Annotated in this window: 18 protein-coding genes; 11 read left to right on the top strand and 7 right to left on the bottom strand. The window is 73.6% G+C overall.

Translation table 11 applies throughout. The features are described 5' to 3' along the window. Position 1 precedes the first annotated feature (1 nt). The gene (locus tag ACQEVU_RS48405) at positions 2-178 is read left to right on the top strand and encodes a hypothetical protein (RefSeq protein WP_433336830.1); all 177 of its coding nucleotides are present in this window, start codon (positions 2-4) and stop codon (positions 176-178) included. Positions 179-184: 6 nt separating this feature from the next. Here ACQEVU_RS48405 and ACQEVU_RS48400 read toward each other — a convergent pair whose 3' ends face one another. After that, positions 185-625, bottom strand: a complete 441-nt coding sequence (locus ACQEVU_RS48400; RefSeq protein ID WP_433336828.1) for a hypothetical protein — start codon at positions 623-625, stop codon at positions 185-187. Positions 626-748: 123 nt separating this feature from the next. Between ACQEVU_RS48400 and mtnA the strand changes: the two genes are divergently transcribed. After that, positions 749-1798: an S-methyl-5-thioribose-1-phosphate isomerase gene (mtnA, locus tag ACQEVU_RS48395; protein ID WP_433336826.1), complete on the top strand. Its 1050-nt coding sequence runs from the start codon at positions 749-751 to the stop codon at positions 1796-1798. Here mtnA and ACQEVU_RS48390 read toward each other — a convergent pair. Beyond that, positions 1757-2761, bottom strand: a complete 1005-nt coding sequence (locus ACQEVU_RS48390; protein WP_433336824.1) for a prephenate dehydrogenase — start codon at positions 2759-2761, stop codon at positions 1757-1759. The two genes, mtnA and ACQEVU_RS48390, sit on opposite strands and share 42 nt — an antisense overlap. Positions 2762-2875: 114 nt before the next feature. Between ACQEVU_RS48390 and ACQEVU_RS48385 the strand changes: the two genes are divergently transcribed. The 5 genes from ACQEVU_RS48385 to ACQEVU_RS48365 all read left to right on the top strand — a co-directional run bounded on the left by ACQEVU_RS48385 (position 2876) and on the right by ACQEVU_RS48365 (position 5867). After that, a complete protein-coding gene (locus tag ACQEVU_RS48385; protein ID WP_433336822.1) occupies positions 2876-3997 on the top strand; it encodes a hypothetical protein in 1122 nt (373 codons plus the stop codon). Between the two features lie 22 nt (positions 3998-4019). Then, positions 4020-4526 (top strand): hypothetical protein, encoded by a 507-nt coding sequence (locus ACQEVU_RS48380; protein WP_433336820.1) that lies wholly within the window; start codon positions 4020-4022, stop codon positions 4524-4526. Between the two features lie 50 nt (positions 4527-4576). Continuing rightward, a complete protein-coding gene (locus ACQEVU_RS48375) occupies positions 4577-4780 on the top strand; it encodes a hypothetical protein (protein WP_433336818.1) in 204 nt (67 codons plus the stop codon). 80 nt (positions 4781-4860) lie between these two features. Further along, positions 4861-5400 (top strand): tRNA adenosine deaminase-associated protein, encoded by a 540-nt coding sequence (locus ACQEVU_RS48370; protein WP_433336816.1) that lies wholly within the window; start codon positions 4861-4863, stop codon positions 5398-5400. Positions 5401-5429: 29 nt separating this feature from the next. After that, positions 5430-5867 (top strand): nucleoside deaminase, encoded by a 438-nt coding sequence (locus ACQEVU_RS48365; RefSeq protein WP_433336814.1) that lies wholly within the window; start codon positions 5430-5432, stop codon positions 5865-5867. Here ACQEVU_RS48365 and ACQEVU_RS48360 read toward each other — a convergent pair. Genes ACQEVU_RS48360 through ACQEVU_RS48345 form a run of 4 tightly spaced genes read right to left on the bottom strand, consistent with a single transcriptional unit; the run spans position 5823 to position 8733 of the window. Beyond that, positions 5823-6281, bottom strand: a complete 459-nt coding sequence (locus ACQEVU_RS48360) for an acyl-CoA thioesterase (RefSeq protein WP_433336812.1) — start codon at positions 6279-6281, stop codon at positions 5823-5825. The genes ACQEVU_RS48365 and ACQEVU_RS48360 overlap by 45 nt on opposite strands. A gap of 1 nt (position 6282) precedes the next feature. Then, positions 6283-6915 carry a TetR/AcrR family transcriptional regulator gene (locus ACQEVU_RS48355; RefSeq protein ID WP_433336810.1) on the bottom strand — a complete coding sequence of 211 codons (633 nt, stop codon included), beginning with the start codon at positions 6913-6915 and terminating at the stop codon, positions 6283-6285. 37 nt (positions 6916-6952) lie between these two features. Then, positions 6953-8080, bottom strand: coding sequence for a sensor histidine kinase (locus ACQEVU_RS48350; protein WP_433336808.1), 1128 nt, complete (start codon positions 8078-8080; stop codon positions 6953-6955). Beyond that, a complete protein-coding gene (locus ACQEVU_RS48345; RefSeq protein ID WP_433336806.1) occupies positions 8077-8733 on the bottom strand; it encodes a response regulator transcription factor in 657 nt (218 codons plus the stop codon). The genes ACQEVU_RS48350 and ACQEVU_RS48345 overlap by 4 nt, the downstream gene beginning before the upstream one ends. 88 nt (positions 8734-8821) lie before the next feature. Here ACQEVU_RS48345 and ACQEVU_RS48340 point away from each other — a divergent pair, with 88 nt between their 5' ends. Genes ACQEVU_RS48340 through ACQEVU_RS48325 form a run of 4 tightly spaced genes read left to right on the top strand, consistent with a single transcriptional unit; the run spans position 8822 to position 12139 of the window. Then, positions 8822-9304, top strand: coding sequence for a hypothetical protein (locus tag ACQEVU_RS48340; RefSeq protein WP_433336804.1), 483 nt, complete (start codon positions 8822-8824; stop codon positions 9302-9304). Further along, positions 9301-10332: a peptidoglycan-binding protein gene (locus ACQEVU_RS48335; protein WP_433336802.1), complete on the top strand. Its 1032-nt coding sequence runs from the start codon at positions 9301-9303 to the stop codon at positions 10330-10332. The genes ACQEVU_RS48340 and ACQEVU_RS48335 overlap by 4 nt, the downstream gene beginning before the upstream one ends. Continuing rightward, entirely contained in the window at positions 10329-10979 is a 651-nt protein-coding gene (locus tag ACQEVU_RS48330; protein ID WP_433336800.1) for an ABC transporter ATP-binding protein, read from the top strand. The genes ACQEVU_RS48335 and ACQEVU_RS48330 overlap by 4 nt, the downstream gene beginning before the upstream one ends. Beyond that, on the top strand, positions 10976-12139 hold the full coding sequence (locus ACQEVU_RS48325; protein ID WP_433336798.1) for an ABC transporter permease: 1164 nt from the start codon (positions 10976-10978) through the stop codon (positions 12137-12139). The genes ACQEVU_RS48330 and ACQEVU_RS48325 overlap by 4 nt, the downstream gene beginning before the upstream one ends. A gap of 307 nt (positions 12140-12446) precedes the next feature. Here the strand turns inward: ACQEVU_RS48325 and deoD are convergent, their stop codons facing one another. Beyond that, positions 12447-13154 carry a purine-nucleoside phosphorylase gene (gene deoD / locus ACQEVU_RS48320; protein WP_433336796.1) on the bottom strand — a complete coding sequence of 236 codons (708 nt, stop codon included), beginning with the start codon at positions 13152-13154 and terminating at the stop codon, positions 12447-12449. Positions 13155-13210: the final 56 nt, after the last annotated feature.

The following is a 13210-nucleotide window of genomic DNA, read 5'->3' as shown; positions in this document are numbered from 1 at the left end:
GGTGGGTGGCTCGCTCAGCCCGCAGGAGCGGCTCGCCGTCCGGCGGCGGGCGGTCCGGCAGTGGCAGCGCGGCGGCTGCTTCCGGGTCGCGGCGGTCGTGGTGGAGCAGCTGGCGGATCAAGATGTGACGCGGGACTGGCTGCAGACCTGTCGCGACGTGTGTGACTGGTGGCCCTGACCGGCGTCAGGAGTGGGACACGCGCTGGGGTGCGAGTACCGTTCGCGTGCGGGTCAGGGTCGCGAACGGGTTGGCGAACTGCAGGACCAGCATGGCGAACTCGGCGCCCGGGAGGCACTCGATGACCAGGAGCTGGTCGCCGCGGCGGACGTCCCAGAACGTGTCGGCCCAGGCGCCGGCCGTGATCAGGCCCTCGATGTGCAGGGCGGCGTGGCGGCCGGACGGCGGCGGGGCCTCCGAGCGCGGGGCGATCCGGATCGAGGAGATCGACGTGAGCGGAACCTCGATGCGGTCGCGGCGGGTCCACCAACGGTCCAGGCCCTGCGGCTCGATGACGAGGGCGGTGTCGGTGACGGTCAGCTGCAGGTTGGTCGGAACCTTCATCAACGCGAGCAGTGCCGCGGCCAGGAGCAGCGGGACCGCCGCGAGCACCAGTGCGGAGCTCATGAAAACCGAATGTACGCGCGTCAACGTCCGGCGTTTGGCGCTTTCCTGAAAACGGCCGAACGGCCGAATGCTATCGGGGACAAGGGGGCATTCATGCGAGTAGGCGGTGCGAGCGGAGCGAGCATGGGGGGTCCGGGGTGGGAACCCCCCGGCGCGCCCGAGCGAAGCGAGCGCCAGCAACGCTTTCACCGCACCATTGACTGGGTCGACGGGGCGGTGGTCATCGTCGATCAGACCCGGCTGCCGGGGGAGGTCGTGTACCTGCGGCTGGAGAGCGTCGAAGCGCTTGTCGATGCCATCCAGCGGCTCGCCGTACGCGGGGCGCCGGCGCTCGGCGTGGCCGGGGCGCTCGGTGTTGCGCTGGCCGCGGCCCGGCACTCGGACGCGGACGAGCGGGCTCATGCGGTACACCTCCTGGAAACCGCCAGACCGACGGCGGTCAACCTGGCCCGCGGCGCCCGGCGGGTCGCGGCGGTCCTGCCGTCCTTCGACGCGGCGCTCGCCGAGGCGTTGCGCGTGCGGGACGAGGAGATCGTGAGCTCCGCCGAAATGGCGCGGCGCGGGGCCGATCTCGTCGAGAAGCTGTGCGGCGGCGACGTCCGGCTGCTGACCCACTGCAACACCGGCGGGCTGGCCGCGGTCGTCGACGGCACGGCACTCGCGGTCGTGTTCGAGCTGCACCGGCGCGGGGCGCTGCGGGGCGTGATCGCCAGCGAGACCCGGCCGCTGCTGCAGGGGGCGCGGCTCACCACGTGGGAGCTGCGGCGGGCGGGCGTGCCGCACCGGCTCGCCGTCGACTCCGCCGGGCCGTTTCTGATGGCGCGCGGCGAGGTCGACGCGGTGATCCTCGGCGCGGACCGGATCTGCGCCAACGGGGACGTGGTGAACAAGATCGGCACGTACGCCCACGCGCTCGGCGCCCGGGCGGCCGGCATCCCGTTCATCTGCGTGGCGCCGGAGTCCACGGTGGACCTCGCGACGGCGACCGGCGCCGACGTGGAGATCGAGGACCGCGGGGCGGCCGAGATCACGGGCGCCACGGCGCCGAGCGGGACCGCGGCCGTCAACCCGGCGTTCGACGTCACGCCGGCCGCGCTGGTCACCGCCGTGGTGACCGACGCGCGGGTGTTCTCAGGCCGGGCGGACGGCGCGGACGGTCCGGCGGTCGGCTGACACCGACTCGATCCAGCCGCCGACCCGGCCCAGGCGCAGCAGGACGTCGGCGCGGGCCGGGAGGTCGGCGGATTCGCCGGGCTGCGGTGGCCAGGCCAGGCGGGCGGTGTGGCCGGGCGTCAGCCAGGGGGTGAGGGCGCCGATCGGGTCGGCCCCGTCCAGCGCCGCGCGGGCCGCGTTGAGCTCGGCCAGCACGGTGTCCAGGGCGCGGCCGACGGCGGGCGCGTTGCCGCCGCACATCGCCGCGGTGAGCTCGGGGCGGGACGCGGCGACCCGGGTGCCGTCGCGGAACGAGCCGGCGCCGAGCGTGCCGGCGAGCGGGTCGTTCGAGATGAGCGCGGCGACCGCGGCGGCGACGAGGTGCGGCACGTGGGAGATGGCCGCCACGGCGGCGTCGTGCTCGTCGGCGGTGGCCGGCACGACCCGGGCGCCGAGGCCGGTGACGAGGGCCGCGAGCTCGACCCAGTCGCGCAGGCCGGCGCCGTCCTCGCCGAGGCAGAGCACCCACGCGCAGCCGTTGAACAGGCGCGGGTCGGCGGCGGTGAAGCCCGACGTCTCGCGGCCGGCCATCGGGTGGCCGCCGATGAACGTGGCCAGCGACTGGCCGCCGGTGCGCAGGCGGTCGGCCGCCAGGTCGCGCACCGGGCCCTTGACCGACGTGACATCGGTGACGACGCCGACGTACGCCAGCGAAGCCAGCTCGTCGAAGACCGCCCCGACGGCGGGCAGCGGCACCGCGACCACGGCCAGCTCGGCGTCGCGCACCGCGTCGGCGATCGAGGCGGTCACGTGCCAGCGCGCGTTGGCCGGCGCCTGGGCGGCGGCGGTGCGCGCGGTCGCCCGGGTCGCCGGGTCGGCGTCGTAGCCGCTGACCCGGTGCCCGTGCGCCGCGAGCGCTCGTAGGACCGATCCGCCGATCAGCCCGAGCCCGATCACCGCCACGTTCAACGTCGCATCACGCACTGCGGAACTGTCGCACATCCCCCGCTCACCCGTTCGGCTCGGGACGCCCGCCGAACGACTTATGTCGACCTATTCCCGCCGATTCGCGCGATTACGTCCCGTTACCGTCGGCTCATGCGTTTCATCCCTTTTGCGGTAGCCGCGGTCGCCGTCGGCGCCCTGCTGATCGGCGGCTCGGCCGATGCGGCCACGGTCCAGAAGAGCCCGCAGTTCGACGGCGCCGTCTACAGCGCCGCCTACCTGGGCGACACCGTCTTTGTCGGGGGCTCGTTCGCCAACGCGGTGGTCGGCGGGCGCAGCTACCCGCGCACCCGTCTCGCCGCCTTCAACGCCCGCACCGGCGCCCTGCTGGACTGGGCCCCGGCGGCCGACGACACGGTCCGCGCGATCGCCGCCGATGGTAACTCTGTGTACGCGGCCGGTGACTTCTCGCGTATCGGCGGCGCCAAGCGCGACTCCCTCGCGAAGCTCGACGCGAAGACGGGCGCCGTCGATGCGTTCAGCCACACCATCGCCGGGTCGCCGGTCGCGCTGGCGGTGGGCGGCGGGCGCCTCTACGTCGGCGGGCGCTTCACCGGGGTCGACTCGGCCCGCCGCACCAACCTGGCCGCGTTCAGCCTCGCCACCGGCGCGCTCGACGGCAAGTGGGCGCCGACGACCGACGACGCCGTCCAGGCGCTCGCCTTCACGCCGCAGCGGGTGTACCTCGGGGGCTCCTTCCACCGGACCGACAACGTCGCGAACTCGCTTCGCCTCAGCGCCGTCGACCCCGCGGACGGGTCGCTCGACCGCGGCTTCCAGCCCCGCCCGGACGCCGTCGTCACCTCGGTCGCCGTCGGCGCCGACGGCACCGTCTACGCCGGTCAGGGCGGCCAGGGCGGGCGCGCGGCCGCGTACACGCCCGGCGGCAAGGTCCGCTGGACCCGCGTCTTCGACGGCGACGTGCAGGCCGTGGCGGTGCTGGGCGGGGTGGCGTACATCGGCGGCCACTTCGACCGCGCGTGCAAGACGAACCAGAACGGCAGCCAGGGCGCCTGCACCGGCGGCTCGCTCTCCCGGGTGAAGCTCGCCGCGGTCGACGCCTCCGGCCGGCTGCTGGACTGGGCCCCGCAGGCCAACGGCATCGTCGGGGTGCGCACCCTGGCCGCCAGCGAGAACCTGCACCAGGTGACGGCCGGTGGTGAGTTCACGACGGTCGGCGGCGTCAGCCAGAAGCGGCTCGCGGTCTTCACCTGACGCCCCGGGCTAAGCTGCTGATGTGGCAGTGAGTGAGTCGCAATGGAAAGAACCAGGCGGCCCGCCCGGTCAGCTCCAGGCGACCGCGGCGCGCCAGCCCTGGCCCGGCGCGATGGGGCCGCCGGTCGTCGGGCCGCCGCCCCGGCTGAGCGCCGCCCGGCCGCCCACGCCGGCCGCGCAGATGGGCTCCTGGCAGGGCGCGCTGCGCCCGCCGGTGTTCCGGGTCAGCACGCCCCGCCCGACGTACCGCGAGCCACTGCCCGTCCGCGGGCCGATGGTCGCCGCCGGCGCGGGGGCGGGCTCGGCCTGGATGCTGCTGTTCGGGCTGATGATGACCGGGTCCGCCCGGGGGTACGTCTGGATCACCCTCATCGCCGGGATCCTCGCGTGGGCGGCCGCCGCGATCCTCGCCCGCTTCGGTGACCGGGGCGTCGCCGTGGGCGTGGCGGCGGCGAGCGGGGTGGCCGTGGCGATCGCCGGGATCATGGTCGCCTACCGTCTCGCGGGCGGCGTCTGGCTGCTCTGGTGAGACCGAACGGCCACCCAGAGTAGCCGTTCGTCGGACTTCGGCCCGCGCTCTTGACGTGGATTCCGGCGAGGATCACCCTCAGCAACATGGCTTTGAGGCTGCAGCGGCTCGACCCCGAGCGGCGTCGCCGGCGGCTCGCGCTGCTGGTCGAACTCGCGGACGCGAAAGCGATCCGTGAGCGGCTCCATCCGCGGCGGCTGCGAGCCGACCGTCTGCGCGAGCTGATCGCAAGCCGTCGGCGACTCGCCGACTGAACTCCGGGGCCCTTTGCCGCCAAGCAGCAACCCGCTCGAATAGTGTTCACGCGTACCGACGAGCACCGACCGGGGGGACCGTGTCGCACTTCGCTGCCGCTGTCACGCGCGGCGCTGGGAGCTGGGCCGCAGCCGAGCTGGACCTCAGCGGCGTCGCCGACATCGAAGAGATCACCGATCGACTGCGCGACGCCGATCCGGAGGCGTCCGTGTCGCTGCTGTTCGTCGAGTCCGACGATGCCTACCTGGTGATCCTGCGCCTCGACGAGGGCGAGGATCTGCGCATCTTCGGCTCCGACGTGCTGTTCGCCGAGGAGTCGCGCCTCGGCGCCATCCTCCTGGGTGACATCGAGGAACGGCTGCCCGAGATCGCCGAGCCCGACGTCGACGAGGACGAGGAGGCCGAGGGCGACGAGGAGGAGGACGAGGAACGGCCCACCGCCGAACCGGACATCGAGCCGGCCGGCGACCCGGACATCCTGTCCGACCTCGGCATGCCGAGCGGCCGCCTGCTCGAGCTGTGCATCCAGGAGGGCATGCTGCCGGCCGACATCACCGCCGAGATCTGCCAGGCCATCGGGGCCGGCGACGAGGTGGAGGAACTGCGCGAGTCCGTGTGACGGCCTCGCGGAGGGTCTGGGAGCCGGCCATGCGCCGCGCCCTCGAGGTGGCGGCGGCGGCCGGGCCCGACGTGCCCATCGGGGCGATCGTCCTCGGGCCCGACGGCGCCGAGCTCGGGGCCGCACACAACGAGCGCGAGCTCACCGGCGACCCGACCGCGCACGCGGAGATGCTGGCCCTGCGCCGCGCGGCCGGGGCCCGCGGCGGCGACGGCTGGCGCCTGGCCGACTGCGCCCTCGTCGTGACCGTCGAGCCGTGCACGATGTGCGCGGGGGCGATCGTGCTGGCTCGCGTCGGCACCGTCGTCTTCGGCGCCTGGGAGCCCAAGACGGGCGCCGCCGGCTCGCTGTGGGACGTGCTGCGCGACCGGCGGCTCACGCACCGCCCCGAGGTGATCGGCGGGGTGCTGGAGGAGGAGTCCTCAGTCCTGCTGCGTGCCTTCTTCGGCACCCACCGGGGCGAGTAGCGCGCCGGCCACCTCGCGGGCGTTGTCGCTCCACGGGGCGGGGCGCAGCGTGCGCGGGTCGAGCTTCACGTTGACCCGGCGGCCCTCCGCGTGGACCGTCCGGCCGTCCGCCGAGATGATCCGGAAGCGGTACACCGCGCTGCTCTCCCCGAGCGACTCCAGCCAGAAGTGCACGCCGATCTCGCCGGTGCCGCGGACCGGGGCGCGGTAGGAGATCGAGTACTCGGCGACGGCGTGCATCACGTCCGTGGTCGTCGGGCGGCCGCCGGCGTAGGAGTGGCCCCGCTTGTTCGACAGGGCGCGCTCGAGGAACACCGCGTAGCGCGCGTTGTGCACGATTCCCATCGCGTCGAGGTCGTCGAAGTGCACGACGAACGGCTCGATGGCGCCGGGCAGTACGGCTGTTGTGGTCATCTCAGGCCTCCGGGAGGAGTTCGGGTTTCGGACTCAGGCCGCGCAGCCGCACCAGGGCGGCGGTGCGCGCGTACGTGTAGATCTGGCTCGCCGGCAGCAGCCGCGACTCGTAGATGGCCGCCGTCTCGTGCGCGTTGAGCTCGAACGACAGCTGCGCCGGGTCGGTGTCCGGGCCCAGCTCGCCGAGCTGCATGGCCTCGGTGATCAGCCGCTCCAGCAGCACGTGCCACAGCCCGAGCGCCTCGGCGAGCCGGTCGTGCACCACGCCGGGCCGGGCCGCGAACTCGAACTGCGCGTTGCAGAAGAAGCAGCCTCCCGGCAGGTCGCCCGAGGCCACGTCGGCCAGGCGCCGGTCGTGCATCGCCCACAGCCGGCGCAGCCCGCGCGGCTGCTTGAGCGCCGGGAGGACCACCACCCGGGTGTAGCGCTCCTGGGCGTGCTCGATCGCGGCGAGCTGGAGCTCCTCCTTGGTGCGCCAGTGCGCGAAGAGGCCGGACTTGCTGACCCCGAGGCGGTCGGCGAGCTGGCTGAAGGACAGGCCGTCCAGGCCGGACTCGGTGGCCAGCACGATCGCGGCGTCGAGGGCGGCGGTTCGGGCCCGCTCCCCGCGCGCGAGCCGTCCATCTGTCGTCATGCCCCTGACGGTACCAACAAAAAACGCGACCGGTCGGTTAGTTTTGTGTGGGCAGGGTCACCGTGACCCTGAGCCCGCCGCCTTCGCGCGGCTCGGCGTCGGCGGTGCCGCCGTGCGCCACGGCCACCGAGCGCACGATGGACAGCCCCAGCCCCGTTCCCCGCGCCGATCCGGTTCTCGAGCGGAGCCGCCGGAAGGGCTCGAAAAGCCCCGGGATCTCGTACGCCGGGACATGCGGCCCGGTGTTCTCCACGACCAGCCGCGCCGTGGCGCCGGTGCGCGCGGTGGACACCCACACCCGCCCGCCGGGGACGTTGTAGGCCCGCGCGTTGTCGACGAGGTTCTGCACCACCCGCTCGAGCAGCACCGGGTCCCCGACGACCGGCGCGGGCCCGAGGTCGGCCGCGACGACCTCGTCGGCGGGATCGCCGACCACGTGCCGGGCCACCTCGGCCAGGTCGACCCGGTCGTGCACGGTGAGCGCCTGGTCCGAGGCGACCAGCGTGAGGAGCCCGTCGATGAGCCGCTCGTGGCGCGCGTTGACGGCCAGCAGCGTCTCGCCGAGCTGGACCACCTCCGGCGGCGGGTCGGGCCGGCCGAGCGCGACCTCGATCAGCGTCCGGTTGATCGTCAGCGGCGTGCGCAGCTCGTGCGAGGCGTTGGCGGCGAAGCGCCGCTGCCCCTCGAAGGCCTGGTCCAGCCGCTCCAGCATCGAGTCGAACGTGTCGGCGAGCTCCTTGATCTCGTCCCGCGGCCCGGCCAGCGCGATCCGCTCGTGCAGGTTGCCGCCGGCGACCCGCCGGGCCGTCTCGGTGATCCGCCCGACCGGGCGCAGCGCCCGCTCGGCCATCAGCCACCCGAACCCGACCCCGAGCACGGTGACCAGCCCGAGCGCGATCGAGCCCTGCGTGAGCAGGGAGTGCAGCGTGTCCTCCTCGACATGCTGCTGGCGCTCCTGCAGCTGCTTGATGAAGTCGAGCAGCCGCAGCTGCTGGTCGCCCAGCGCCACCTTGACGTCGGCCGGCAGGGCGGTCACGCCCTCGGTGCGCTGGTGGATGTTCTGCTTGACCAGCAGGTACGTGACCCCGAGCAGCAAGGCGCCGCCGGCGAGGAAGAGCGCGCCGTACAGCAGCGTGAGGCGGGCGCGGATGCGAAGGTGTCTCACGGGATCTGGTACCCCACTCCGGCGACGGTCTCGATCACGGGCGGATCGCCCAGCTTGCGGCGCAGCGTCATCACGACCACCCGCAGCACGTTGGTGAACGGGTCGATGTGCTCGTCCCAGGCCCGCTCCAGCAGCTGCTCGGCCGACACGACCGCGCCCCCGGCCCGCAGCAGCTCCTCCAGCACGGCGAACTCCTTGCGGGTCAGCCCGACGTAGTGCCCGTCCCGGAACACCTCGCGCCGGTTGGGGTCCAGCCGCAGGTCGCCGCGCTCCAGCACCGGGGGCGCGGCCGCCCGGGCCCGCCGCCCGAGCGCCCGGACCCGGGCCACCAGCTCGGTGAACGCGAACGGCTTGCCCAGGTAGTCGTCGGCGCCCAGGGACAGCCCGGCGACGCGCTCGGCCACGGCCGCGGCGGCGGTCAGCATCAGGATGCGGGTCTCCGGCAGGGTCGCGCTGACCCGCCGGCACACCTCGTCGCCGTCGATCGCGGGCAGGTCGCGATCGAGGACGACCACGTCGTACTCGTTGACGCCGAGCCGCTGCAGCGCGCCCTCGCCGTCGTAGGCCACGTCGACCGCGAACGACTCGCGGCGCAGCCCCTCGGCCACGGCGTCGGCCAGCAGCTGCTCGTCCTCGACCACCAACACGCGCATGCCCTCATCGTGCCGCGTACCTGTGTAAGCCGGGGATAAGCCGCCGCGCTCACGACCGTCTTATCGCAGCGCGCATTGACTGGTTCACATGAGAAGAATCCTGGTCGCAGCCCTGCTGCTGGCGCTCGCCGGCTGCTCCTCGGCGCCGTCGGGCCCCTCGGTCGCCACGGTCTCCTCCGGCGGCCCCCGGCCCTCCGCCTCGGTCGACAAGGCCGAGGCCAACCGGCAGTTCGCCAAGTGCATGCGCGAGCACGGCGTGGACGTGCCCGACCCCGGGCCGGACGGCAACTTGCAGTTCGACGCGGGCGCCACGACCGACCGCAACAAGGCGCTGGCGGCGGCGTCGCAGTGCCAGCAGTACCTGCCGAACGGCGGCGAGCTGAAGAACCTCTCGCCGGAGCAGCTCGAACAGGCCCGCGCCTTCGCCAAGTGCATGCGGGAGCACGGCGTCGACATGCCGGATCCCGACCCGAACTCGGGGCTCTCGGCTCTCCTGAAGGGCAACATCGACTTCAACAGCCCCGAGTTCAAGGCCGCCACGGACGCCTGCAAGGGCGTGGTGCAGCGGTGAGGCGCTGGATGCTGCTCGGTGGCGTCGGGGTCGCGCTTATCGGGTTGTTCGCCTATGCCGGATTTCATCGATCCTCTCCGCCGGCCGCCGCGCCGCCGCCGCCGCACACGGCGAAGATCACGAAGGGCACGCTGACCGCCATCGAGGACGTCGACGGCACGCTCGGTTTCGGCGACCCGGTCACGGTGAACGGCCGCCTGCCCGGCACGGTCACCGCCCTGCCGGCCGAGGGTTCGGCGGTACGGCGGGGCGAGGCGATGTACCGCGTCGACGGCCACCCGGTCGTGCTCTTCTACGTCGCCGCCCCGTTCTACCGCCCGCTGCGCCCCGGCGACGAGGGCGAGGACGTGACCGCGCTCGAGGCCAACCTCGCGGCCCTGGGCTACAAGGGCTTCACCGCCGACGACTCGTACACCGGCGCCACCGCCGACGCCGTGCGCGACTGGCAGCACGACCTCGGCCTGCCCGAGACCGGCACCGTCGAGCTCGGCCGGATCGTCGTCGCGCCCGACGCCGTGCGCGTCGGCGAGGTCAAGGCCCACCTCGGCGACAACGCCGGCGGCCCGATCCTGCAGTGGACCGGCTCGACCCGGCTGGTCACCGTGCAGCTCGACGTGACCGAGCAGCGCCTGGCCGCGGTCGGCGCGGCCGCCTCGGTCAAGCTGCCCGACGACACCGTGGTCCCGGGCCGGATCTCGGCCATCGGCGCGGTCGCCACGGCCACCGTGCAGAACAACCAGACGAAGGTCACCGTCGACGTCACGGTCACCGTCGCCGACCAGGCGAAGCTGGGGACGTACGACGCGGCGCCGGTGAAGGTCACCCTCGTGTCGCAGCAGCGCGAGAACGTGCTCATCGTGCCGGTGAGCGCCCTCGTGGCGCTGGCCGAGGGCGGGTACGGCCTGCAGCTGGTCAGCGACGGCGCCGCGCGCACGGTCGCCGTGAAGACCGGGCTCTTCGCCTCCGGCAACGTCGAGGTCACCGGCCCCGATCTCGCCGAGGGCCTGACCGTCGGGGTGGCCGGATGATCGAGCTGACGGAGGTTCGCAAGGTGTACCCCGGCGGCGTCACCGCCCTCGACGACGTCTCGCTGCGCATCGACGCCGGCGCCCTGGCCGCGATCGTCGGCCCGTCCGGCTCCGGCAAGTCGACCCTGCTGCACCTCATCGGCGCGCTGGACGTCCCGACGAGCGGCACGGTGCGCATCGACGGCCGCGACGTGGCCGCGCTGTCGGACGCCGGCCTGTCCCGCCTGCGGGCGACCACGATCGGGTTCGTCTTCCAGCAGTTCCACCTCGCCCCGGGCCTGTCGGCGCTGGACAACGTCGCCGACGGGCTGCTCTATGCCGGCGTCGCCCTCCCCGAGCGCCGCCGCCGGGCGGCCGAGGCCCTGGAGCGGGTCGGCCTGGCCCACCGCCTCTCGCACCGCCCGCACCAGCTCTCCGGCGGCGAGCGCCAGCGCGTCGCGATCGCCCGCGCGGTCCTCGGCGACCCGCCGCTGCTGCTGGCCGACGAGCCCACGGGCAACCTCGACAGCGCGGCCGGCGCCGGCGTCATGGCACTGCTGCGCTCCCTGCACGAGGCCGGCACGACGGTCGTGGTCATCACCCACGACCGCGACATCGCGGCCGCGCTGCCTTCGCGTTTCGCGCTTCGCGACGGGCGGCTGGCATGAGACCCGCCGACGTCGTACGCCTCGGTCTCATCGGCCTGCGCACGCGCCCCCTGCGGGTGGTGCTCTCGGCGCTGGGCATCGCGATCGGCATCGCCGCGATGATGTCCGTCGTCGGCATCTCCGCGTCCAGCCGCGCCCAGGTCGACCGCCAGCTCGCCGCGCTCGGCACCAACCTGCTCACGGTCGGCCCCGGCAAGTCGTTCTTCGGCGCCGACTCCCACCTGCCCGACGGCGCGGAGGCGATGGTCGCGCGCATCGGCCCGGTCACGGGAGTGTCGGCCACGGGCCGGGTGCCGTCGGCGCACGTGTACCGCACCGACCGCATCCCGTCCGCGGAGTCCGGCGGCATCGCGGTCCTGGCCGCCCGCCCCGACCTGCCGGCGACGGTCGGCATCACGGTCCACGCCGGCACCTGGCTGACCGCGCCGACCTACCCGACCGTCGTGCTCGGCTCGCGCGCCGCGTCGATCCTGGGCCTTACTTCCGGCCTGGGCCTGAACGTCTGGCTCGGCGACCATTGGTTCACGGTGGTCGGGATCCTGGATCCGGTACCCCTGGCCCCGGAGCTCGACAGCGCCGCCCTCATCGGCTGGCCGGCCGCCACGGAGGTGCTCGGCTTCGACGGGTACCCGACGACCATCTACAGCCGCTCCCGCGACGACTCGGTGTCCCAGGTCGCCGACGTGCTGGCCGCGACCGCCAACCCGGAGTCGCCGAACGAGGTCCAGGTCTCGCGCCCGTCCGACGCACTGGCCGCGAAGGCCGCGACCGACCAGGCGTACACCGGCCTGCTGCTCGGCCTGGGCGCCGTAGCCCTGCTGGTCGGCGGCGTCGGCGTGGCGAACACGATGGTGATCTCGGTCCTGGAGCGCCGCTCGGAGATCGGCTTGCGCCGCGCGCTGGGCGCCACGCGTTCGCACGTCCGTCTGCAGTTCCTGTCGGAATCCCTGCTGCTGGCTTTCCTGGGCGGCTCCGCCGGCGTCGTGCTCGCCCTCCTGGTCACCGAGTCGTACGCCGCCCTGCGCGACTGGCCGGCGGTGCTCCCGCTGTGGGCTCTGGCCGGCGGCCTGGCGGCAACGCTGCTGATCGGCGCGGTAGCGGGGCTGTATCCGGCGATGCGCGCGGCGCGGCTCTCTCCGACGACGGCCTTGGCTTCGTAGCCCTCGCCACCCGCCTCACCTGTCGCGGGGCGCTGTGCGGCTTGCGGTGCGCTGTGCGGCTTGCGGCGCGCTGTGCGGCTTGCGGCGCGCTGTGCGGCTTGCGGCGCGCTGTGCGGCTTGCGGCGCGCTGTGCGGCTTGCGGCGCGCTGTGCGGCTTGCGGCGCGCTGCGCGGCTTGCGGCGCGCTGCGCGGCTTGCGGCGCGCTGTGGTGCTTGTGCGGCGCCGTGGGTCCTCCCGCGGCGCCGCAGGTCCGATAAGTCGGGCACTCCGTGCCACGACTTATCGGATTTATACCTTATGTCGGATTCTAGGCAATGATCGCTTGCAGGGCGATCTCGACCATCTGCCCGAACGTCTGCTCCCGCTCCTGAGCCGTGGTCCGCTCGCCGGTCTTGATGTGATCGCTGACCGTGAGCAGGGTGAGCGCCCGGGCCCCGAACCGCGCCGCGATCGTGTACAGCGCCGCAGACTCCATCTCCACGGCCAGCACCCCGTAGTCGGCGAGCCGGTCGTACAGGTCGGGCCGGTCCGTGTAGAAGGCGTCGGCGGCCAGGATCGGCCCGACCCGCATCGCGATCCCCTTCTCCGCGGCCACGTCGACGGCGGTCCGCAGCAGCCCGAAGTCCGCGACGGGCGCGTAGTCGATCAGCCCGTCGAACCGCTGCCGGTTCATCATCGAGTCGGTGCTGGACCCGATGGCCGCCACCACGTCGCGCAGCTTGAGCGACTCCTGGATGGCCCCGCAGCTGCCGACCCGGATCAGCGACCTGACCCCGTAGTCGTTGATCAGCTCGTGCGCGTAGATGCTGGCCGAGGGCATGCCCATGCCGGACCCTTGTACGGACACCCGGACCCCCTGGAAGGTCCCGGTGAACCCGAGCATGTTCCGGACGGTGGAGTAGCAGGTGGCGTCCGCGAGGTAGGTCTCGGCGATCCACTTGGCCCGGAGGGGATCCCCGGGCAGCAGGACAAGCTCGGCAATCTGCCCCGGCTCGGCCCCGATGTGCGTGCTCATACCCGTGATCCTGCCAAACGGTGAGCCCCCGCGTAGACGGGGTTGGGGGGTCAGGT

This window comes from Dactylosporangium sp. CA-139066 (assembly GCF_050936175.1).
Lineage (GTDB): Bacteria > Actinomycetota > Actinomycetes > Mycobacteriales > Micromonosporaceae > Dactylosporangium.
The sequence above is the reverse complement of the archived record's forward strand: the minus strand, read 5'-3'. Positions and strand labels throughout refer to the sequence as shown.

Bases quoted from the DNA above. Each gene is read 5' to 3' on its own strand.
- ACQEVU_RS48360 (WP_433336812.1), bottom strand. From the start codon at position 6,281: ATGACCACAACAGCCGTACTGCCCGGCGCCATCGAGCCGTTCGTCGTG.
- ACQEVU_RS48365 (WP_433336814.1), top strand. From the start codon at position 5,430: ATGCGCCGCGCCCTCGAGGTGGCGGCGGCGGCCGGGCCCGACGTGCCC.
- ACQEVU_RS48330 (WP_433336800.1), top strand. From the start codon at position 10,329: ATGATCGAGCTGACGGAGGTTCGCAAGGTGTACCCCGGCGGCGTCACC.
- ACQEVU_RS48355 (WP_433336810.1), bottom strand. From the start codon at position 6,915: ATGACGACAGATGGACGGCTCGCGCGCGGGGAGCGGGCCCGAACCGCC.
- ACQEVU_RS48400 (WP_433336828.1), bottom strand. From the start codon at position 625: ATGAGCTCCGCACTGGTGCTCGCGGCGGTCCCGCTGCTCCTGGCCGCG.
- deoD (WP_433336796.1), bottom strand. From the start codon at position 13,154: ATGAGCACGCACATCGGGGCCGAGCCGGGGCAGATTGCCGAGCTTGTC.
- mtnA (WP_433336826.1), top strand. From the start codon at position 749: ATGGGGGGTCCGGGGTGGGAACCCCCCGGCGCGCCCGAGCGAAGCGAG.
- ACQEVU_RS48345 (WP_433336806.1), bottom strand. From the start codon at position 8,733: ATGCGCGTGTTGGTGGTCGAGGACGAGCAGCTGCTGGCCGACGCCGTG.
- ACQEVU_RS48340 (WP_433336804.1), top strand. From the start codon at position 8,822: ATGAGAAGAATCCTGGTCGCAGCCCTGCTGCTGGCGCTCGCCGGCTGC.
- ACQEVU_RS48385 (WP_433336822.1), top strand. From the start codon at position 2,876: ATGCGTTTCATCCCTTTTGCGGTAGCCGCGGTCGCCGTCGGCGCCCTG.
- ACQEVU_RS48325 (WP_433336798.1), top strand. From the start codon at position 10,976: ATGAGACCCGCCGACGTCGTACGCCTCGGTCTCATCGGCCTGCGCACG.